Raw genomic sequence first — 19,402 nt, 5'->3', positions numbered from 1 at the left:
CGAGCGGAGAACTATGTCCGGGCATTCCAAGTGGGCGACGACCAAGCACAAGAAGGCGATCATCGACTCGCGCCGTGCGAAGTCGTGGGCCAAGCTCATCAAGAACATCGAGGTCGCGGCCAAGCTCGGCGGCGCCGATCTGGCGGGCAACCCGACCCTGTTCGACGCGGTGCAGAAGGCGAAGAAGACCTCTGTCCCCAAGGACAACATCGACCGCGCGGTCAAGCGCGGCGCGGGCATCGGCGGCGAGGCCGTCGAGTACACCTCGATCATGTACGAAGGCTACGGACCCAACGGCGTCGCCCTCATGATCGAGTGTCTGACCGACAACAAGAACCGCGCCGCAGCCGAGGTGCGCACCGCGCTCAGCCGCAACGGCGGCACCCTCGCCGACCCGGGCAGCGTCGCCTACAACTTCAGCCGCAAGGGCGTCATCGTGGTGAGCTCCGAGGGCACGTCAGAGGATGACGTGATGATGGCGGCTCTGGAGGCCGGCGCCGAGGAGATCGAGCCGCACGCCGAGGGCTTCGAGGTCATCACCGAGGCATCGGACCTCGTCACCGTGCGCAGTGCCCTGCAGGAGGCCGGCATCGACTACGAGTCGGCCGATGTCGAGTTCGTGCCGAACCTCAAGGTCGAGATCGACGCCGACACGGCGCGCAAGGTGTTCCGCCTGATCGACGCTCTCGAGGACAGCGAGGACGTGCAGAACGTCTTCAGCAACTTCGACCTCACCGCCGATGTGCAGGCGGAGCTCGAGAACGACGAGTAGGCCTTCGGCGGGCGCCAGGGCGAGCCTCGCGGTCGACGTCCGCCACGGCGCCTAGCCTGGGGGAGTGACCTCCTCCTCGCTGCGCGTGCTCGGCATCGACCCCGGCCTCACCCGGTGCGGGGTGGGCGTCGTCGACGTCGACAGGGCTCGCCGCGGGACGCTCGTGCACGTCGGGGTGATCCGCTCGTCTCCTGACGCGCCGATCGGCGAGCGGCTGGCCGTCGTCGCCGCCGGCATCCGCGAGGTCATCGAGGTGCACCGGCCGGATGCCGTCGCCGTCGAGCGCGTGTTCGCGCAGCAGAACAGCCACACCGTGATGGGCACGGCGCAGGCGAGCGGGGTCGCGCTGCTTCTCGCGGCCGAGGCCGGCCTCCCGGCCGCCACGCACACCCCGAGCGAGGTGAAGGCCGCCGTCACGGGGTACGGCTCGGCCGACAAGCGCCAGGTGCAGGCGATGATCGCCCGCATCCTCCGGCTCGACGCGCCTCCACAGCCCGCAGACGCGGCAGACGCCCTCGCCATCGCACTGTGCCATGCGTGGCGCCGCGGCGCTGCAGGCGCCCCGGGGCAGGACGTGCTGACCCCGGCGCAGAAGGCGTGGGCCGACGCCGAGCGTGTCGCTCGAACATATCTACGATCCCACGCGTAGGCTGGCGGGATGATCTCCTCGCTGCACGGCACCGTCCTGCACACGACGCCGGACCAGGTCGTCATCGAAGTGGGCGGCGTCGGGTTCTCCGTCGCGGTGCCCGCAGACGTCGCGCACTCCACCGCGGTCGGCGAGCGTCTGCTCCTGCACACCAGCCTCATCGTCCGGGAGGACGCCCTGTCGCTCTACGGCTTCGCGGACCGGAGCGAGCTGGAGATCTTCGGACTGCTGATCAGCGTCACCGGCGTAGGTCCCAAGTCGGCGCTCGGGGTGCTCTCGCATCTCACCGTAGACCAGATCGCCGAGGCCGTGAACGGCGAGGACGACGCGCCGTTCCGCCGGGTCTCCGGCATCGGACCCAAGACCGCGAAGCTCATCGTCCTGCAGCTCTCCGGCAAGGTGCACGCGACGACCACCGCGGCCAGGGCGTCCGGCACCGCGGGCGGCGACGTCGCGGATCAGGTCGCCGCAGCCCTCGTCGGACTCGGCTGGTCGGAGCGGGTCGCCGCCGAGGCCGCAGCGCAGACCTCCGCCGACGCGACCGACGCGGAGCGCGCATCCGTCTCGGCCCTGCTGCGCCGGACGCTCGCCCTGCTGGGCCCGGCGCAGGGAGGCCAGACGCGTGTCTGACGCGCTCGACGCCACCGAGCCGGTCGACGAGACCGAGCTCGCGATCGAGGGCGCTCTGCGCCCCACCAGTCTCGGCGAGTTCGTCGGCCAGCAGAAGGTCCGCGGCCAGCTGCAGCTGCTCCTGGACGCCGCGCGCATCCAGAGCCGTCCCGCCGATCACATCCTGCTCGCCGGTCCTCCCGGTCTCGGCAAGACGACCCTGGCGATGATCGTCGCGCATGAGAGCGAACGGCCGCTGCGCCTCTCCAGCGGCCCCGCGATCCAGCACGCCGGCGACCTGGCCGCACTGCTGTCGAGCCTCGTCCCCGGGGAGGTGCTCTTCATCGACGAGATCCACCGCATGGCGCGCTCCGCCGAGGAGATGCTCTATCTCGCCATGGAGGATTTCCGGATCGACATCATGGTCGGGAAGGGGGCGGGTGCGACCAGCATCCCGCTCGAGCTCGCACCGTTCACCCTCGTCGGCGCGACCACCCGTTCCGGGCTGCTTCCCAATCCGCTGCGCGACCGGTTCGGCTTCACCGGCCACCTCGAGTTCTACGACGAGTCCGAGCTCGAGCGGGTCATCGCCCGCTCGTCGCGCGTGCTGGGCGTTGACCTCCCGCCCGATTCGCTCGCCGAGATCGCCCGCCGATCCCGCGGCACCCCTCGCATCGCCAACCGCCTGCTGCGGCGCGTCCGCGACTACGCCCTGGTGCACGGCGGGGGAGAGGCGACGCTCGAAGGAGTGCGGGCCGCCCTGGAGCTGTACGACGTCGACCCGATCGGTCTCGACCGTCTGGACCGCGCGGTGCTCGAGGCGCTGGTGCGCCGCTTCCGCGGCGGCCCGGTCGGCCTGAGCACGCTCGCGGTCGCGGTCGGCGAGGAGGCGGAGACGGTCGAGAGCGTCGTGGAGCCCTACCTGGTGCGCATCGGCTTCCTCGGGCGCACCCCGCGCGGACGCATCGCGATGCCGGAGGCGTACGCGCATCTCGGCGCGGCGCACCCGGACGGGGCGCTTCGCCTCGATGACCTATAATCGCTGAAGACTTCCCCCCGATACCGTTGTGCGCCCGAAGGCTCGTGCGTGCACCCAGAAAGGCGTTCGCACTCATGCCCATGGAAATCCTCCTCTTCGGCCTCCTCGCCGTCCTCGTCGTGTTCATGTTCTTCAACACGCGCAAGCGCCAGAAGCAGATGAAGGCGGAGCAGGAGGAGAAGGCCACCAAGACGGTCCCCGGCGTCAAGGTGCTCCTGCAGGGCGGCATCTTCGGCACGATCGTGGCCTACGACCACGAGGACCTCGACTCCCCGGCACTGGTCGAGATCGCACCGGGCACCGTGATCGAGGTGCACAGCCAGGCGATCCTGCGCATCGTCGAGCCCAAGGACGTCGTCGTGGACGACGCCGCGGATGCCGTCGACGGCGAGCTCGAGGCCGACCAGGCACTCGCTGCCGACAAGGCCTCCGAGACCGACGCCGGCGCCTCCATCGAGACGGCCGAGGAGACCCGCGCCCGTCTCGAGCGCGACGCGGACGACAAGTAACCCTCTCGGCAGCAGCGCCGCCTCTGCGGCGCTCAGGCAACTCAGAAAGCTGACCTCACGTGGCCACTTCCTCCCCGGTCCGTCATGCGTGGCGGGTCCTCCTCGGGCTCGTCCTCGTGACGGGCGTCCTGTTCGGCATCAACGCCGTCGGCGTGCACGTCTTCCAGAAGAGCTCCTGGTCGCCTGAGCTCGCCCTGGACCTCCAGGGCGGCACGCAGATCGTCCTGGGTGCCCAGACGGAGGATGGCGCCGCCCCCTCTCAGGAGCAGATGGATCAGGCCGCGGCGATCATCCGCCAGCGTGTCGACGCCTCCGGCGTCGCCGAGGCCGACATCACGACCGAGGGCGGACAGAACATCGTCGTCCAGATCCCGGGTGTCGCCGACGAGCAGACCCGGGAGCGCATCCAGTCCAGCGCCCAGCTCGAGTTCCGCGCGGTGCTGGCCACGAACGCGCCGACGAACGAGTTCGTCGGCGAGGACGGCAACCCGACGCCGTATCCGACCCCGGACGACTCGCTGAACGCGACGCCGACCGCGGATCCGACCGACGCGAGCGACCTCGCCTGGGTGACGGACAAGCTGGCGGCGGAGTTCCTCGCCTACGACTGCAGCAACCCGGAGAACAACGCGGCACGCGCGCCCAAGGATCAGCCGCTGATCGCCTGCGACGACATCGGCCAGGCGAAGTTCCTGCTCGGACCCGCCGAGCTCGACGGCACCGCGATCTCGGACGCCACCAGCGGCCGCGACCCGCAGACGGGCGCCTGGATGGTGCAGCTCACGATGACCGGCGCCGGCACCGACGCGTTCGGCAAGGTGAGCACGCGCCTCAACCAGTACCGCATCGACGGCCTCACCCCGCGCGACCAGTTCGCGTTCGTCCTCGACGGCAACGTGATCAGCGCGCCGCGGATGAACGGACTGATCCTCGACGGGCGGCCCAGCATCTCGGGCAGCTTCGACCAGGACTCGGCGAAGACGCTCGCCGACCAGCTGAAGTTCGGCGCCCTGCCGCTCAGCTTCGAGGTGCTGAACTCCGACACGATCTCCGCGACCCTGGGCACGCAGCAGCTGCAGATCGGCCTGATCGCCGGCCTGATCGGTCTCGCGCTGGTGGCGATCTACTCGCTGATCGTCTATCGAGCGCTCGGCTCGGTGATCATCGCCTCGATCGCCGTGATGGCGGTGCTGACCTACATCATCATCTGCATCCTGGCCTGGCGCCTCGGATTCCGGCTCTCGCTCGCCGGCGTCGCCGGCCTGATCGTGTCGATCGGCTTCACCGCCGACTCCTTCATCGTGTACTTCGAGCGCATCCGAGACGAGCTCCGCGACGGCAAGTCGATCATCGCCGCGGTCGAAGACGGCTGGGGACGCGCGAAGCGCACGATCTACATCTCCAAGTCGATCAACATCCTCGCCGCCGTCGTGCTCTACATCCTCGCCGACTCGACAGTGAAGGGCTTCGCCTTCACCCTCGGGCTCACGACGATCATCGACGTGCTCATCTTCGTGATCTTCACGCATCCGGTGATGCAGCTGCTCGCGCGGACCCGGTTCTTCGGCGGCGGCCACCGTCTGTCCGGCCTCGACCCCGAGGCGCTCGGCGCGGTGTACCACAGCCGTTCGCAGTTCCGCGACGTCACGACGGCCTCGGCAGGACGCGGTGCGAAGAACGCCCGATCGCGCGGCGAGGCCGATCGCCGGCAGACCATCGCAGAACGCAAGAGGGCCGAGGCTCTCGCGGGCGACAGGCCCGCGAATGCCGACAGATCCATCAGCGCAGCCAGTGAGGGAGACGCCTGATGGCCTCCATGAGTGAGTTCGGCAACAACCTGTACTCGGGGAAGACCTCTTTCCCGTTCGTCGGCAGGCGCCGGCTGTGGTTCATCATCGCGATCGCCCTCGTGGTCGGCTCGGCTCTCGTGCCGCTGATCCGTCCGATCCAGTTCTCGATCGAATTCACCGGCGGATCGCAGTTCACCGTCCAGGCTCCGCAGAGCACCGATCAGGGACTCGCCGCAGACGCAGTGAAGTCGATCGTCGCGGACGCCACCACCAAGGTGGTCACGGTCAGCGGCACCGACATCCGGGTGCAGACCGACCAGATGAGCGCCGACGAGACCCAGCAGGTGTCCAAGGCGCTGGCGGACATCTACGGGGTCGAGCCGGAGAGCGTCACCTCGTCGTTCATCGGCCCGCAGTGGGGTGAGAGCGTCACCAGGCAGTCGCTGTGGGGTCTCGCGATCTTCCTCGCGCTGACGTTCCTGATCCTCGCGATCTACTTCCGCACCTGGAAGATGTCTGCCGCCGCCATCATCGGACTGCTCGACGTGCTCGTCATCACCGTCGGCGTGTACGCGCTGGCCGGATTCGAGATCTCGCCGGCCGCCGTGATCGGATTCCTGACGATCCTCGCGTACTCGCTCTACGACACCACCGTCGTGTTCGACAAGATCCGCGAGAACACGACCGAGGACGGCGAGAAGTCGTCGCGGCTGTTCGGGGAGTCCGTGAACCTGGCCGTCAACCAGACGCTGGTGCGATCGATCAACACGTCGGTCGTCGCGGCCCTTCCGGTCGGCGCGATCCTCTTCATCGGCGCGTTCTGGCTCGGTGCGGAGACGCTCACCGACATCTCGCTGTCGATCTTCGTCGGCATCCTGGTCGCGACCTATTCGACGCTCTTCGTGGCGGCGCCGCTGTACTCGCTCTTCCGCGAGAACGAGCCGCAGATCGCTGCAAGGGACGCGAAGATCCGCGAAGCGCGCAGCAAGGCCACGGTCGACGCCTGATCGCCTCCGTCCGGCGGGGGCGCACCCCGCAGAGCACGCGTAGGATGATGTGATCAGGGAGGTGAGCGGATGGCGGAACCGCAGTCGTCGTCGCAGGGTTCGAGTCTGCGACGTCTGGTTCCCCGCATCTTCTCCCGCGCGCCCAGGGTCAACGACCTCGACAACCTGATCCGCACGGTCCGGGTGAATCACCCGCGCGGTGACTTCTCGGTCATCGAGCGCGCGTACGCGGTCGCCAAGGACAAGCACACGGGTCAGCTGCGGCAGAGCGGCGAGCCGTACATCACGCACCCGCTCGCCGTCGCGCAGATCCTCGCCGAGCTGGGCCTCGGTCCGCGAGCGATCGCGGCGGCGCTCCTGCACGACACCGTGGAGGACACCGGCTACGCGCTGACCGACCTCACCGCGGAGTTCGGCGACGAGGTGGCGATGCTGGTCGACGGCGTCACCAAGCTCGACAAGGTCAAGTACGGCGAGAGCGCGCAGGCCGAGACGGTCCGCAAGATGATCGTGGCGATGTCGAAGGACATCCGGGTGCTGCTGATCAAGCTCGCCGACCGGCTGCACAACGCCCGGACCTGGGGGTTCGTGCCTCCGGAGAAGGCCGCGAAGAAGGCCAAGGAGACGCTCGAGATCTATGCGCCGCTGGCGAATCGACTCGGCATCCAGGCGATCAAGTCCGAGCTCGAGGACCTCTCGTTCGCGGTGCTGCATCCGAAGATCTACAACGAGATCCACAGCCTGATCGCGCAGCGCACCCCGCAGCGGGAGAAGTACCTGAGCCAGGTCGTCGAGGAGATCGACGAGGATCTGCGCGATCTCCGCATCCGCGGGAAGGTCGTCGGTCGTCCGAAGCAGCTCTACTCCGTGTACCAGAAGATGGTCGTGCGGGGTCGCGAGTTCGATGACATCTACGACCTGATCGGCATCCGCGTCCTCGTCGCCTCGGTGCGCGACTGCTATGCGGTGCTCGGCGCCATCCACGCGAGATGGACGCCGCTGCCCGGTCGCTTCAAGGACTACATCGCCACGCCGAAGTTCAATCTGTACCAGTCGCTGCACACCACCGTCATCGGCCCGGCCGGCCGGACGGTCGAGATCCAGATCCGCACGCACGAGATGCATCATCAGGCGGAGTACGGCGTCGCGGCGCACTGGATGTACAAGGAGCGGATGAACGGCGGCAAGGCCGAGATCCGCTCTTCGGATGCCGACATGGCCTGGCTGGCGCACATCTCCGACTGGCAGGCCGAGACGGCCGACCCCGGCGAGTTCCTCGATTCCCTTCGCTTCGAGATCGGAGCGAAGGAGGTCTACGTCTTCACGCCGAAGGGCCGCGTGATCGGCCTTCCCGCCGGTGCGACCCCGGTGGACTTCGCATACGCCGTGCACACCGAGATCGGCCACCGCACCATGGGGTCCAAGGTGAACGGCCGGCTCGTCCCGCTGGAGTCGGAGCTCAAGAGCGGCGACGTCGTCGAGGTCTTCACGTCGAAGAACCCCGACGCGGGGCCGAGCCAGGACTGGCTCGGCTTCGTCAGGAGCACCCGCGCGCGCAACAAGATCCGCGGCTGGTTCACGAAGGAGCGCCGCGAGGAGGCGATCGAGCAGGGCAAGGAGGCCATCGCCCGCGCGATGCGCCGCCAGAACCTGCCGCTGCAGCGGCTGATGAGCCAGGACTCGTTCGCCGAGGTCGCGCATCAGCTCCGCTACGAGGACGTCTCGGCGCTCTACGCCGCCGTGGGCGAAGGCCACGTCTCCACGCAGTCCGTGCTCGAGAAGGTGACGGCCCTGGTCGCGGCCAACGACACGACCACCGGAGCCATCGAGATCCCCGGCCGCGTGCAGACCCGGGAATCGCGGGCCAGCGATTCCGGAGTGCTCGTCCGCGGGGCGGCCGACATCCTGGTCAAGCTCGCGAAGTGCTGCACGCCGGTGCCCGGCGACCCGATCGTCGGCTTCGTCACCCGCGGCAGCGGCGTGTCGGTGCATCGCGCCGACTGCGTGAACGTGAAGGCGCTCAGCACCGACGCGGAGAAGGAGCGCTTCGTCGAGGTGTCATGGGCGCCGACGACCAAGAGCGTGTTCCGGGTGCAGATCCAGGTCGAGGCGCTCGACCGATCGGGACTCCTGTCCGATGTGACGCGCGTGCTCAGCGAGCACCACGTGAACATCCTCTCCGCCACAGTGTCGACCACCGACGAGCGGCTCGCCCTCAGCCGTTTCGTGTTCGAGATGGGCGATGCCGTCCACCTCGACCGCGTCCTGAACGCGGTGCGGCGCATCGACGCCGTCTACGACGTCTACCGCGTCACCTCGTCCTGACGGCGGCGGCTTCGAGCGCGGCCAGCCCCGCCCGCGTGCCCGGGACCCGCGTCATGGCGCGCAGCGCGTGCGACGCCTCGACGACGGCATCCGGTGCGGCTGCAGCCAGCGCACGGACCCACGGCAGGCAGGACGGGTCGCGATGCACGCCGAGTGCCAGATCGGCGAGGGTCCGTCGCGCGGTCGTCACCGGGATGCCTCCGACCAGCACGAGATCGGATGCCGGCACGAACGTGTCGTGGAACACGAGCCGCTGATGCGACTGCGCGCGGATCCGGTGGCCGACGGCGCGCCGGACATGATGCGGAGAAGGCGGGGCGTCGCCTGCCCCGTGTATCCAGGCCGCTGTCGCGTCCGACGCCGCGGTTCCCGGCGCGATGAGCCGGGCCAGCGCACCGGCGCGGATGCTCGCGGCTTCGACGAGATCGGCGGGGACGTAGCCCTCGCCCATCTCGACGACATCGCCGTCGAGGCGCGCTGCGGTCAGCTCCGGCAGCGTCAGCCGGTCGCCGGGGAGATACAGGAACGCGGGGTGCATCACGCCAGTGTGGCGCAGTGCACCCCGCGTCCGGAGTCCGCTGAAGCGATCTGTGGAGAAGCGGCGGTCAGTTCCCGAGCGCGCTCAGCCAGGCGCGACGCGCCTCGAGAGCATCCGATGCGGCCTTGGCCGCCTTCTTGTCTCCGGACTTCTGCGCGGCGGCGAGCTCGGCCTCGAGCTTGTCGATGGCCTCCTGCAGCTGCGAGCTCATGTCGTTCGCACGCGCCTTGGTCTCGGGGTTGTTCCGCTTCCAGTCGACCTCCTCGCGCGCCTTGAGCGCCTGCTCGATGACTCGGAGACGGTCGTCGAGAGCGCGCTCCTTCTCGCGAGGGAAGATGCGGCCGATGTCGTCCCACTGACGCTGGATGCGCGTGAGCAGGGCACGGGCCCGCTTGATGTCCGCCTCATCGGCGACGGCCTTGGCCTCTTCGAGCAGCGCCTGACGCGCCTCGATCTTGGGAGCGGAGTCGGCCTCCTCGGCCGCTGCCTGTTCGGCGCGGGCGGAGTAGAGCGCGTCGCCGGCGGCCTTGAAGCGCGCCCACAGCGCGTCGTCCGCCTTGCGGCCGGCACGACCCGCGGCCTTCCAGTCGTCGAGGAGGGTGCGATACGCGGGGATGCCGTCGATGCCGCGGGGCGCGAGCGCCTCGGCGCGCTCGACCAGGCGGGTCTTCGCGTCGCGTGCCGACTTGTGCGCGTCGTCGAGCTCGGAGTAGAACGCCCGTCGCTGCTTGTCGACGACTGCGCGGGCATCCCTGAAGCGCTTCCAGAGCTGCTGCGAGATCCCCTTCGACAGGCGAGGGCCGCTCTGCTGCTGCGCCTGCCACGTGTCGAACAGCTCGCCGAGTTCGGCGGTGACCTGCTTCCACTGCACCTTCGACAGATCGCCTGCGGCGATGGCCTCGGCCCGCTCGACGAGGGCGGTGCGCTCCGCGATCGCCTGATCGATGAGCTCCTTCGCCTTCTGCGCCTCCAGCGCCGTCGCCTCGGACAGCGACTCGGTGAGCGCGTTCAGTCGCTCGCGGAGCCCCGCGAGATCTCCGACTGCGGCGGCATCCGTCGCCTCTTCGAGGACGTGACCGGCCTGCTTGACGAGATCGCTCGCCGACGCGCCGCCGGCCTGGTGCCGCTGCTCGAGCGTGCGCACCTTGAAGGCGATGTCGTCGAACTTGCGGGCGAAGTAGGCGAGGGCCTCGTCGGGCGTCCCGTCGGGGTACTGGCCGACGACGCGCCACTCATCGCCCTCGTGCACCTCGACGGTGCCGTCTTCGGAGACGCGGCCCCACTTGGCGATCTCCTCCGCGCTCTGCTGCGGCACGGCGGCGGCAGCGGCGGGTGCGGCCGGGGCGACCGCTGCCGGAGTCGGCACCTTCGGCGGACGCGGGACTGCGGGGGGAGCCGGGACGGGGGGAGTCGGCTTCGAGGACTCGTCGGAAGACACGTGATTCTCCTTGCGCGGAACATCCGCGGGAGGCGGAAAGGACGAGGTTCAGCCTAGTACGAGAGGAGGCGCCAGGTGGGGCGGCACATCTCACATCGCCGTTACCGATCTGTGAGGAGATCGTTCGACGGGTGAAACACGCCGCGTCACATCCGGGAAACACCGCGCTCCTATCGTCGCCAGCACGACTCTTCCCCCGTCGACAGGAGCCTTCATGAACGCCAGCATCCCCGCAGCCGAGATCGTGGTCGTCGGCGCAGGCATGGTCGCGCACCGGTTCGTGGAGAGCCTGCTCAGCCGCGCGGAGTCGCCGCTGCGGATCACCGTGATCGGCGACGAGGGGCGGCATCCGTACGACCGCGTCGGGCTGACGGGTTTCTTCTCCGGGACGACGCCTGCGGAGCTCGAGCTCGACAGGGCCGTCTTCGACGACGACCGTGTGCGGCTGATGCCGAACGATCGGGTGCTCCGCATCGACCGGTCGGCGCGCACCGTGACGACCAGATCACGGACCACGATCGGCTACGACACGCTCGTTCTCGCGACCGGGTCGTACGCGGCCAAGGTCGCCGTCGACGGGGCGGACCTCCCCGGCTGCTTCGTCTACCGGACGATCGAGGACGTGCAGAATCTCCGCGACTTCGTGGAGCGCCGCGGGCGGATGCTCGGGCGTCCGATGCGCGGCGCCGTCATCGGCGGCGGGCTCCTCGGCCTCGAGGCCGCCGGCGCGCTGCAGGGCATGGACGTCGAGGCGACGGTCGTGCAGTACTCCGACCGGCTGATGTCGGCGCAGCTCGACCCGGCGGGCGGCGGCATGCTCAGGCGCCTCCTCGAGGCCAGGGGCATCAGCGTGCGCACGGAGTCCCGCACCACCCGGCTCGATCCCGACTCGTCGGGTGCGGTGACCGCGCTCGAGTTCCAGGACGGGTCCTTCGAGCGCGCGGACGTGGTCGTGTTCACCGTCGGAGTGCGCCCGCGCGACGAACTCGCCCGCAATGCCGAGCTCGATGTCGATCCGCGTGGCGGCGTCATCATCGACGAGCGCTGCTCGACCTCGGATCCCCACATCCTCGCGATCGGCGAGGTCGCCAGCTTCGAGGGCCGCTGCGTCGGTCTCGTCGCCCCCGGGTATGCGATGGCGGAGGTCGCGGCTACCCGGCTGCTCGGCGGGGATGCCGGCTTCCCCGGATACGACGACTCGTCGAAGCTGAAGCTCTCCGGTGTCGACGTGGCGAGCTTCGGCGACGCGTTCGCCACCACCCCGAACGCTCTCGACGTCGTCTACGCCGACCCGGTGGCCGGGGTGTACAAGAAGCTGGTGCTCTCCGACGACGCGCAGACCCTGCTCGGCGGCATCCTGGTCGGCGACGCCTCGGCGTACGGATCGCTGCGCCCCCTCGTCGGCGCGAAGCTCGGCGCGGACCCCGCCGCCTACCTGCTGCCTGAGGGCGGCAACGAGGCACCGGGCGGCGCGCTCCCAGACGAAGCAGTGGTGTGCTCCTGCTCGAACGTCACAGCGGGCAGGATCCGCCAGGCGGTGCACGAGGAGGACTGCCGGGATGCGGCGGCCGTCAAGGGCTGCACCAAGGCCGGCGCCACCTGCGGCTCCTGCGTCCTGATGGTCAAGAAGCTCGTCGGGCAGGAGCTCGCGTCTATGGGCCAGACGGTCTCGAACGCGCTCTGCGAGCACTTCGACATGTCGCGCAGGCAGCTCTTCGACGCGGTGCGGGTCGCGCAGCTCACGACCTTCAGCGGGATCGTCGAGCGCTTCGGGCGCGGGCGCGGCTGCGACGTCTGCAAGCCCGCGATCGCCAGCATCCTCTCCGTCCTCGTCGGCGCGCACGTCCTCGACGGCGAGAACGCGACGCTGCAGGACACGAACGACCACGTCATGGCCAACATGCAGAAGGACGGCACCTACTCCGTCGTGCCGCGGATGCCGGGCGGCGAGGTGACCCCGGAGGGCCTTCTCGCGATCGGCCAGATCGCGAAGGACTACGCGCTGTACACGAAGATCACCGGCGGTCAGCGCATCGACATGTTCGGGGCCAGGCTGGAGCAGCTGCCTCTGATCTGGCAGCGGCTGGTGGATGCCGGCTTCGAGTCGGGGCATGCGTACGGCAAGTCGCTGCGCACCGTGAAGTCCTGCGTCGGATCGACCTGGTGCCGCTACGGGGTGCTCGACTCGGTCGGCATGGCCGTGCGGCTGGAGCTGCGGTACCGCGGGCTGCGCGCCCCGCACAAGCTGAAGCTCGGCGTCTCCGGCTGTGCGCGGGAGTGCGCCGAGGCCCGGGGCAAGGATGTCGGCGTGATCGCGACCGAGACCGGCTGGAACATGTACGTCGGCGGCAACGGCGGCTTCTCGCCGAAGCACGCCCAGCTGCTCGCGACCGACCTGGACGACGACGGCCTGATCCGGGCGATCGACCGGTTCTTCATGTACTACATCCGCACCGCCGATCGCCTGCAGCGCACCGCGCCCTGGCTCGACGACCTCGAGGGGGGACTCGACGGGCTGAAGGACGTGATCTTCGACGACAGCCTCGGCCTCTGCGCCGATCTCGACGCCGCGATGTCGCAGCACGTCGAGCGTTACGAGGACGAGTGGGCGGCGACGCTCCGCGACCCGGAGAAGCTCCAGCGGTTCCACTCCTTCATCAACGCCGCCGACACCCCCGACCCTTCGCTCGCCTACGTCGCCGAGCGCGGCCAGATCCGCCCGGCCACAGCAGAAGAACGACGCAGCGGCGGTGTCCTCATCGCCGGCACAGCATTGGAGGTCCGCCGATGACGACATCGATCGCCGAGGAGACGATGGTGCGTGTGTGCGCCGTCGCCGATCTCGAGGTGGAAAGGGGCCGGGCGGCCCTGCTCGGCGACGAGCAGGTCGCGCTGTTCCTGCTGCCTGACGGCAGCGTGCACGCCGTGGACAACCTCGATCCGTACAGCGGCGCCCAGGTGATCTCGCGCGGCATCGTCGGGACCAGGGGCGACGCGACGACGGTCGCCTCGCCGCTGCACAAGCAGGTGTTCGATCTGCGCACCGGCATCTGCGTGGAGACCCAGGGAAAGGCCGGCGCGGCGCTGCGGGTCTGGCAGGTGCACGTGATCGACGGCATCGTGCACCTCGACGGTCCCCGGGCGGTGCAGTCGTGAGGCGGGCGCGGATGGGACGGGTCGACCTCGTCGGCGGCGGTCCAGGGCCCGCGGATCTGATGACCGTCCGGGCTCACCGTCTGCTCATGGAGGCCGACGTGGTCGTCGCCGACCGCCTCGGACCGTTCGAGGAGCTCCGCTCCCACCTCGGCGCGGGCGTCGAGGTGATCGACGTCGGCAAGCGCCCTGGACACCATCCCGTGCCGCAGGACGAGATCAACGCCCTGCTGGTCCACCATGCCAGGGCCGGCCGGCGGGTGGTCAGGCTGAAGGGCGGAGATCCGTTCGTGTTCGGCCGCGGCGGCGAGGAGGTCCTCGCGTGCCAGGCCGCCGGCATCCCGGTCACGGTGACGCCCGGAGTCAGCAGCGCGATCTCGGTGCCGCAGGCCGCCGGGATCCCGGTGACGCATCGCGGTGTCTCGGCGGCCCTGCACGTCGTGAACGGGCAGGGAGAGCTCACCCCGAGCGCCCTGGCATCCATGGCCGACCCTGCCGTGACGACGGTCGTGCTGATGGGCGTCGCCGCCATCCCCCGCCTCGCCGCGATCGCGCTGGCGAGCAGCGTCCCCTCGACCACCCCGGTGGCGATCGTCGAGAACGGGCACACCGCCGTGCAGCGCACCATCCGCAGCACCGTGGGCACTATCGTGGCGGATGCAGAGGAGGCCGATGTGATCAACCCCGCGGTCATCGTGATCGGAGAGGTCGCGCGCGAAGGACTCCTCCTCCCGACGGCCGAGATGCTCGCGGAGAGCTCAGCGTGACGCCCGCTCGAACGCTCGATTCCGCACTCGCCGGCTGCACGATCATCGTCGCAGCCGATCGTCGTTCGGCCGACCTCGCGACCGCGCTCGAGCGACGCGGCGCCGTAGTGCACCGAGCCCCGGCGCTGAGCATCGTGCCGAACGCCGACGACGCGGAGCTGCTGCGCCGCACACGGCAGCTGGTCGCAGCCCCGCCCGACATCGTCGTGGTCACCACCGGAGTGGGATTCCGAGGGTGGATGGATGCAGCGCACGAGCACGGCCTCGATGAGCGGCTGGATTCCGCGCTGCAGGACGCTCAGTTCATCGCCAGAGGACCGAAGGCGCACGGGGCCATCCAGCAGGCCGGATTCACCGCCGACTGGGTCGCCGATTCGGAGACGTCGGCCGAGGTGGGGGAGTACCTCCTCGCCTCCGGTGTCGACGGCAAGCGCATCGTCGTGCAGCATCACGGCGCGGGCTCCGACGGACTGGACGAGCTTCTCAGCGACGCCGGAGCCGACGTGCTGAGCGTGACCGTCTACCGGTGGGGGCCACCGCCCGACCCTGAGGTCGTCCGGCGTTCGACGCTGCAGGCGGGCGCCGGCGAGGTGGACGCCGTGCTGTTCACCTCCGCCCCCGGCGCGGCATCCTGGATCGAAGTGGCGGAGAAGGCGGGCGCGCTGGACGGCATCAGGAGACGCGCCGAGTCAGGACGACTGCTCCTCGCCTCCGTCGGCCCGATCACGGCCATGCCGCTGCACGACGCGAACCTGCCGACCACGATCGCGGATCGCGGTCGTCTCGGCTCCCTCGCACGCAGCGTGATCGCGCATTTCGGCGGCGGACATGCGCCGTCGATGCACACCGAATTCGGACGGGTCGAGGTCCGCAGCGGCGGAGTGCTCGTCGACTCGCGCTTCATCCCGCTCTCGCGCACAGCCACCGCCATCATGGGGGCGCTGTCCGAGGCAGGGGGCAGGGTCCTGTCGAGGGCCGAGCTGGGCAGGGTGCTCCCCGGCGGGGACCGCAACGCCCACGCCGTCGAGGTCGCCGTGGCGCGGCTGCGCGACGCGCTGTCCGGGATCGAGCTGATCCAGACCGTGGTCAAGCGCGGATACCGGCTGGCCGCCACCGAGCACTGAACGCGGAGACGGCGATGCCCGGTGAGCGGATGAGCTCCACCGGGCATCGCCGTCTCCGGCGGCCGATCCGCTCAGCCGGCGTTCACCGTCTCCGGCGTACGTCCGACGGGCGTCTCGACCGGCGTCTCGACCGCGTGCACGGGCTTCGCGCTCTCGGTCCTGGTGCGCGGGGCGCGGACCCGTCGGGTCGCTGGACGCCCGTAGGTGAAGTAGAGCGGCAGTCCCGCGAGGAGCAGCCCGCCGACGAGATTGCCGACCACCGTCGGGATCTCGTTCCAGATCAGGTAGTCCATGATCGTGAAGTCGGCGCCGAGCAGGAGCCCGGACGGGAACAGGAACATGTTCACGATCGAGTGCTCGAAGCCCATGTAGAAGAACAGCGCGATGGGCAGCCACATCGCCACGATCTTGCCCAGCACGTTCTCCGAGACCATCGCGAGGATGACGGCCGTGGACACCATCCAGTTGCACAGGACCCCGCGGATGAACAGCGTCAGCATGCCGGCGGCGCCGTGCTCGGCGTACCCGACGGTGCGCCCGTGGCCGATCTCGCCGATCGCGAGCCCCACCGGGCTGGTGTCGGCCGAGAATCCGTACGTGAAGTACACGGCCATCAGCACCGCGACCAGGAACGCCCCGCCGAAGTTGCCGAGGAACACCAGGCCCCAGTTGCGCAGCACGGCACCTGCCGTGGCACCCGGGCGGCGGTCGAGCACCGCGAGCGGGGTGAGGGTGAAGACTCCGGTGAGCAGGTCGTAGCCGAGCAGGTACAGGAGCACGAACCCGATCGGGAACAGCAGCGCGCCCAGCAGCGGCTGGCCGGTCTGCGTCGACACGGTCACGGCGAAGGCCGCGCCGAGGGTGAGGATCGCGGCGCCCATGAAGGCGCGGATCAGCGTGTCCCTGGTGGACAGCTGGAGCTTGTAGGCCCCTGCATCCACCATCCGGGTGACGAGTTCAGCAGGCTTGACATAGGACATGGGCGACCTCCACGGGGATTCCGGCAGCAGCGTGTTCGCTGCATCCAGCGTCGCCGATTCGCGTTTCGGCCGGTCGCCGTGCGCGTTACGACCGTGGTGCCAAGCGCTCACATCCGGTGGACTCCGGTGTGAGCGCTCGAGTCACGGGGCCGGGGTTCCGGTCGGCGTCGGCTCGGAGGACGGGGTGGTGCCGGGGGCCGGAGTGCCGGTGGGCGTCACGGTCGGGGTCACGGTCGGCGTCGGAGACGGCTCGGGTGCGGTGACCTGGGCATGCACGAACTGGCTCGCGATCGCGGCGGCGACGATGAGTCCGCCTACGACGCCGGCGATCGTGTTGTCGCGGACGCGCCGCCGGATCACGCCGTCGTGCCACGCCCTGCGGGCCGAGTGCACCCGTGCGCGCTCCGCCTGCGCACGTGAGCGGTGCGTGGTCTTCGAACCGCGTGCTGCCATGCCGTGCTCCCTCTACTGGCCGTGGATCGGCGACGTCGCTGAGAGCCTACCGTCGTGAACGTCTGCCGCCCGCATTAGCCTGGGAGGGTGACCAAAGCCTCCGCACTGCTCTCCGGGCAGACGCCGCTCGCCGTGCGCATGCGGCCGGTGTCGCTCGCAGAGATCGCGGGGCAGAAGCATCTGCTGAGGGCCGGATCCCCGATCGTCGCACTCGCAGACCCTGCGGCGACCTCGCCCGGTGCCGTCTCGATCATCCTGTGGGGGCCGCCCGGCACGGGCAAGACCACCCTCGCACAGGCGATCGCCCGGTCCTCCGGCCGGCGCTTCGTCGAGCTCTCCGCGATCACCGCCGGCGTCAAGGACGTCCGTGAGGTAATGCAGGAGGCGATCACGCAGCGCGACCTGTACGGCCAGACGACGATCCTGTTCCTCGACGAGATCCACCGCTTCACGAAGGCGCAGCAGGACGCGCTGCTGCCCGGCGTCGAGAACGGCTGGGTCATCCTGATCGCCGCGACGACGGAGAACCCCTCGTTCTCGGTGATCTCGCCGCTGCTGTCCCGTTCGCTGCTGCTCACCCTGCAGCCCCTGACCGACGACGACATCGGACTGCTGACCGATCGCGCCGTGAGCGATGCGAGGGGCCTCAACGGGGCCGTGACGCTCGCCGACGAGGCGCGGGCGGCGCTGATCCGCCTGGCCTCCGGCGACGCGAGGAGGGCGCTCACCGGGCTGGAGGCCGCGGCCGCCGTCGCGCTGTCGCGAGCCGACGACGGGGCAGCGCCGGAGGTCTCCGCCGATGACGTCTCCCAGGCGGTGGACAAGGCTCTGCTCCGCTACGACCGGCAGGGCGACGAGCACTACGACGTCATCAGCGCGTTCATCAAGTCGATACGCGGATCCGATCCCGATGCCGCGCTGCACTATCTGGCGAGGATGATCGAGGCGGGGGAGGACCCGCGGTTCATCGCCAGGCGCCTGGTGATCTCGGCATCCGAGGATGTGGGTCTTGCCGACCCGCAGGCGCTCGGCATCGCGGTCGCCGCGGCCGACGCCGTCGCCTTCATCGGAATGCCCGAGGGACGCATCCCCCTCGCCGAGGCCACGGTGTACCTGGCGACGACCGCGAAGTCGAACGCGGCGTACGTCGGCATCGACGCGGCGATCGCCGACATCCGCGCCGGCGGCTTCGGCAGGGTCCCCGTGCATCTGCGCGACGCGCACTATCCCGGTGCGAAGCGGCTCGGCCACGGCCGGGGCTACGCCTACCCGCACGACAGCGAGTTCGGCGTCCTCCCGCAGCAGTACCTGCCGGATGAGCTCGACGGCCGCCGCTACTACGAGCCGAAGAACCTGGGAGCGGAGCGCGACATCTCCGCACGTCTGGAACGGATCCGCCGGATCCTCGGGGATCGCTGATCAGCGCCCGGGCGGCGATCTGTTAGACTTGAGCGGCTCGAAACCGAGTTTTCGGGCATCTCCTCGTTCATACCCACCTTGCTGGCGCCCCGGCGTGCGCTCCAAGGCAGAACGCGGACGATACGTCCGTGAGTCGTGAAAGACGCGACCACGTCATCGGAAGGATAACTTCGTGACCACGAAGTCCCAGGACCGCCGCAAGGTCCGTCTGAGCCGTGCCCTCGGCATCCCGCTCACCCCGAAGGCCGCCCGCTACCTCGAGAAGCGTCCCTACGCTCCGGGTGAGCACGGCCGCACCAAGCGCAAGGCAGACAGCGACTACGCCGTCCGTCTCCGTGAGAAGCAGCGTCTGCGCGAGCAGTACGGCATCCGCGAGAAGCAGATGCGCAACACGTTCAACGAGGCTCGCCGTCAGGACGGCCTGACCGGTGAGAACCTGGTCGAGCTGCTCGAGATGCGTCTCGACGCGCTCGTCGTGCGTTCGGGCTTCGCCCGCACCACCGCGCAGGCTCGCCAGCTCGTCGTGCACCGTCACATCCTCGTCGACGGCCAGCTCGTCGACCGCCCGTCCTTCCGCGTGAAGCCGGGTCAGCTCATCCACGTCAAGGCCAAGAGCGAGGGCACCGAGCCCTTCCAGGTCGCAGCGGCCGGCGGTCACGCCGAGGTCCTGCCTCCCGTTCCCGGCTACCTCGAGGTCGAGCTCGACAAGCTTCAGGCCCGCCTGCTCCGTCGTCCGAAGCGCGCCGAGGTCCCCGTGACCTGCGAAGTGCAGCTCGTCGTGGAGTACTACGCGGCTCGCTGAGTTCAGCGAATCCAGCGATTCAGCAGAA

The 19,402-nt window shown here is 69.6% G+C and carries 18 protein-coding genes; 14 read left to right on the top strand and 4 right to left on the bottom strand.

What is annotated here, in order from left to right:
* Window positions 1-13 precede the first annotated feature (13 nt).
* From IPV10_RS00730 to IPV10_RS00695, 8 genes are all read left to right on the top strand, one after another.
* Window positions 14-772 (top strand): YebC/PmpR family DNA-binding transcriptional regulator, encoded by a 759-nt coding sequence (locus IPV10_RS00730; protein ID WP_207479330.1) that lies wholly within the window; start codon window positions 14-16, stop codon window positions 770-772.
* A gap of 64 nt (window positions 773-836) precedes the next feature.
* A complete protein-coding gene (gene ruvC / locus IPV10_RS00725) occupies window positions 837-1,421 on the top strand; it encodes a crossover junction endodeoxyribonuclease RuvC (protein WP_307861018.1) in 585 nt (194 codons plus the stop codon).
* 9 nt (window positions 1,422-1,430) lie between these two features.
* Window positions 1,431-2,051, top strand: coding sequence for a Holliday junction branch migration protein RuvA (gene ruvA / locus IPV10_RS00720; RefSeq protein ID WP_207479328.1), 621 nt, complete (start codon window positions 1,431-1,433; stop codon window positions 2,049-2,051).
* Window positions 2,044-3,069: a Holliday junction branch migration DNA helicase RuvB gene (gene ruvB, locus IPV10_RS00715; protein ID WP_207479325.1), complete on the top strand. Its 1,026-nt coding sequence runs from the start codon at window positions 2,044-2,046 to the stop codon at window positions 3,067-3,069. Before ruvA ends, ruvB begins: the two co-directional genes overlap by 8 nt.
* A gap of 80 nt (window positions 3,070-3,149) precedes the next feature.
* A complete protein-coding gene (gene yajC / locus IPV10_RS00710; protein WP_207479322.1) occupies window positions 3,150-3,578 on the top strand; it encodes a preprotein translocase subunit YajC in 429 nt (142 codons plus the stop codon).
* A gap of 59 nt (window positions 3,579-3,637) precedes the next feature.
* Window positions 3,638-5,386 carry a protein translocase subunit SecD gene (gene secD, locus IPV10_RS00705; RefSeq protein WP_207479319.1) on the top strand — a complete coding sequence of 583 codons (1,749 nt, stop codon included), beginning with the start codon at window positions 3,638-3,640 and terminating at the stop codon, window positions 5,384-5,386.
* Window positions 5,386-6,375 (top strand): protein translocase subunit SecF, encoded by a 990-nt coding sequence (gene secF / locus IPV10_RS00700; protein WP_207479317.1) that lies wholly within the window; start codon window positions 5,386-5,388, stop codon window positions 6,373-6,375. Before secD ends, secF begins: the two co-directional genes overlap by 1 nt.
* Before the next feature lie 69 nt (window positions 6,376-6,444).
* Window positions 6,445-8,700, top strand: coding sequence for a bifunctional (p)ppGpp synthetase/guanosine-3',5'-bis(diphosphate) 3'-pyrophosphohydrolase (locus tag IPV10_RS00695; RefSeq protein WP_207479314.1), 2,256 nt, complete (start codon window positions 6,445-6,447; stop codon window positions 8,698-8,700).
* Here IPV10_RS00695 and IPV10_RS00690 read toward each other — a convergent pair.
* Together IPV10_RS00690 and IPV10_RS00685 are read right to left on the bottom strand one after the other, a co-directional pair.
* Window positions 8,687-9,238 carry a hypothetical protein gene (locus IPV10_RS00690; RefSeq protein WP_207479311.1) on the bottom strand — a complete coding sequence of 184 codons (552 nt, stop codon included), beginning with the start codon at window positions 9,236-9,238 and terminating at the stop codon, window positions 8,687-8,689. The two genes, IPV10_RS00695 and IPV10_RS00690, sit on opposite strands and share 14 nt — an antisense overlap.
* Window positions 9,239-9,305: 67 nt before the next feature.
* Window positions 9,306-10,676 (bottom strand): DUF349 domain-containing protein, encoded by a 1,371-nt coding sequence (locus IPV10_RS00685; RefSeq protein WP_207479308.1) that lies wholly within the window; start codon window positions 10,674-10,676, stop codon window positions 9,306-9,308.
* Between the two features lie 214 nt (window positions 10,677-10,890).
* On the opposite strand from IPV10_RS00685, the gene nirB reads away from it, so the two are divergent.
* The 4 genes from nirB to IPV10_RS00665 are packed head-to-tail and all read left to right on the top strand — an operon-like array spanning window position 10,891 to window position 15,720.
* Window positions 10,891-13,467 carry a nitrite reductase large subunit NirB gene (gene nirB / locus IPV10_RS00680; protein WP_207479305.1) on the top strand — a complete coding sequence of 859 codons (2,577 nt, stop codon included), beginning with the start codon at window positions 10,891-10,893 and terminating at the stop codon, window positions 13,465-13,467.
* Window positions 13,464-13,832 (top strand): nitrite reductase small subunit NirD, encoded by a 369-nt coding sequence (gene nirD, locus IPV10_RS00675; RefSeq protein ID WP_207479302.1) that lies wholly within the window; start codon window positions 13,464-13,466, stop codon window positions 13,830-13,832. Before nirB ends, nirD begins: the two co-directional genes overlap by 4 nt.
* Window positions 13,833-13,843: 11 nt before the next feature.
* The gene (gene cobA / locus IPV10_RS00670) at window positions 13,844-14,596 is read left to right on the top strand and encodes a uroporphyrinogen-III C-methyltransferase (RefSeq protein WP_207479299.1); all 753 of its coding nucleotides are present in this window, start codon (window positions 13,844-13,846) and stop codon (window positions 14,594-14,596) included.
* Window positions 14,593-15,720 (top strand): uroporphyrinogen-III synthase, encoded by a 1,128-nt coding sequence (locus IPV10_RS00665; protein WP_207479296.1) that lies wholly within the window; start codon window positions 14,593-14,595, stop codon window positions 15,718-15,720. Before cobA ends, IPV10_RS00665 begins: the two co-directional genes overlap by 4 nt.
* Window positions 15,721-15,791: 71 nt before the next feature.
* On the opposite strand, the gene IPV10_RS00660 is transcribed toward IPV10_RS00665, so the two are convergent.
* Entirely contained in the window at window positions 15,792-16,700 is a 909-nt protein-coding gene (locus IPV10_RS00660) for a formate/nitrite transporter family protein (protein ID WP_207479293.1), read from the bottom strand.
* A 141-nt stretch (window positions 16,701-16,841) separates the two neighbouring features.
* Window positions 16,842-17,153 carry a hypothetical protein gene (locus tag IPV10_RS00655; RefSeq protein ID WP_207479291.1) on the bottom strand — a complete coding sequence of 104 codons (312 nt, stop codon included), beginning with the start codon at window positions 17,151-17,153 and terminating at the stop codon, window positions 16,842-16,844.
* Window positions 17,154-17,240: 87 nt separating this feature from the next.
* On the opposite strand from IPV10_RS00655, the gene IPV10_RS00650 reads away from it, so the two are divergent.
* Together IPV10_RS00650 and rpsD are read left to right on the top strand one after the other, a co-directional pair.
* Window positions 17,241-18,572: a replication-associated recombination protein A gene (locus IPV10_RS00650; protein WP_207479288.1), complete on the top strand. Its 1,332-nt coding sequence runs from the start codon at window positions 17,241-17,243 to the stop codon at window positions 18,570-18,572.
* A 172-nt stretch (window positions 18,573-18,744) separates the two neighbouring features.
* Window positions 18,745-19,374, top strand: coding sequence for a 30S ribosomal protein S4 (rpsD, locus tag IPV10_RS00645; protein ID WP_045280244.1), 630 nt, complete (start codon window positions 18,745-18,747; stop codon window positions 19,372-19,374).
* Window positions 19,375-19,402: the final 28 nt, after the last annotated feature.

The sequence above is a fragment of the Microbacterium sp. SD291 genome, from assembly GCF_017355365.1.
In the GTDB taxonomy this organism is placed as follows: domain Bacteria; phylum Actinomycetota; class Actinomycetes; order Actinomycetales; family Microbacteriaceae; genus Microbacterium.
The sequence above is the reverse complement of the archived record's forward strand: the minus strand, read 5'-3'. Positions and strand labels throughout refer to the sequence as shown.

Excerpts from the sequence above, each read along its gene's own strand:
- IPV10_RS00730 (WP_207479330.1), top strand. The coding sequence starts at position 14 with ATGTCCGGGCATTCCAAGTGGGCGACGACCAAGCACAAGAAGGCGATC.
- ruvA (WP_207479328.1), top strand. The coding sequence starts at position 1,431 with ATGATCTCCTCGCTGCACGGCACCGTCCTGCACACGACGCCGGACCAG.
- yajC (WP_207479322.1), top strand. The coding sequence starts at position 3,150 with ATGGAAATCCTCCTCTTCGGCCTCCTCGCCGTCCTCGTCGTGTTCATG.
- secF (WP_207479317.1), top strand. The coding sequence starts at position 5,386 with ATGGCCTCCATGAGTGAGTTCGGCAACAACCTGTACTCGGGGAAGACC.
- IPV10_RS00695 (WP_207479314.1), top strand. The coding sequence starts at position 6,445 with ATGGCGGAACCGCAGTCGTCGTCGCAGGGTTCGAGTCTGCGACGTCTG.
- IPV10_RS00690 (WP_207479311.1), bottom strand. The coding sequence starts at position 9,238 with ATGCACCCCGCGTTCCTGTATCTCCCCGGCGACCGGCTGACGCTGCCG.
- nirB (WP_207479305.1), top strand. The coding sequence starts at position 10,891 with ATGAACGCCAGCATCCCCGCAGCCGAGATCGTGGTCGTCGGCGCAGGC.
- nirD (WP_207479302.1), top strand. The coding sequence starts at position 13,464 with ATGACGACATCGATCGCCGAGGAGACGATGGTGCGTGTGTGCGCCGTC.
- cobA (WP_207479299.1), top strand. The coding sequence starts at position 13,844 with ATGGGACGGGTCGACCTCGTCGGCGGCGGTCCAGGGCCCGCGGATCTG.
- IPV10_RS00660 (WP_207479293.1), bottom strand. The coding sequence starts at position 16,700 with ATGTCCTATGTCAAGCCTGCTGAACTCGTCACCCGGATGGTGGATGCA.
- IPV10_RS00655 (WP_207479291.1), bottom strand. The coding sequence starts at position 17,153 with ATGGCAGCACGCGGTTCGAAGACCACGCACCGCTCACGTGCGCAGGCG.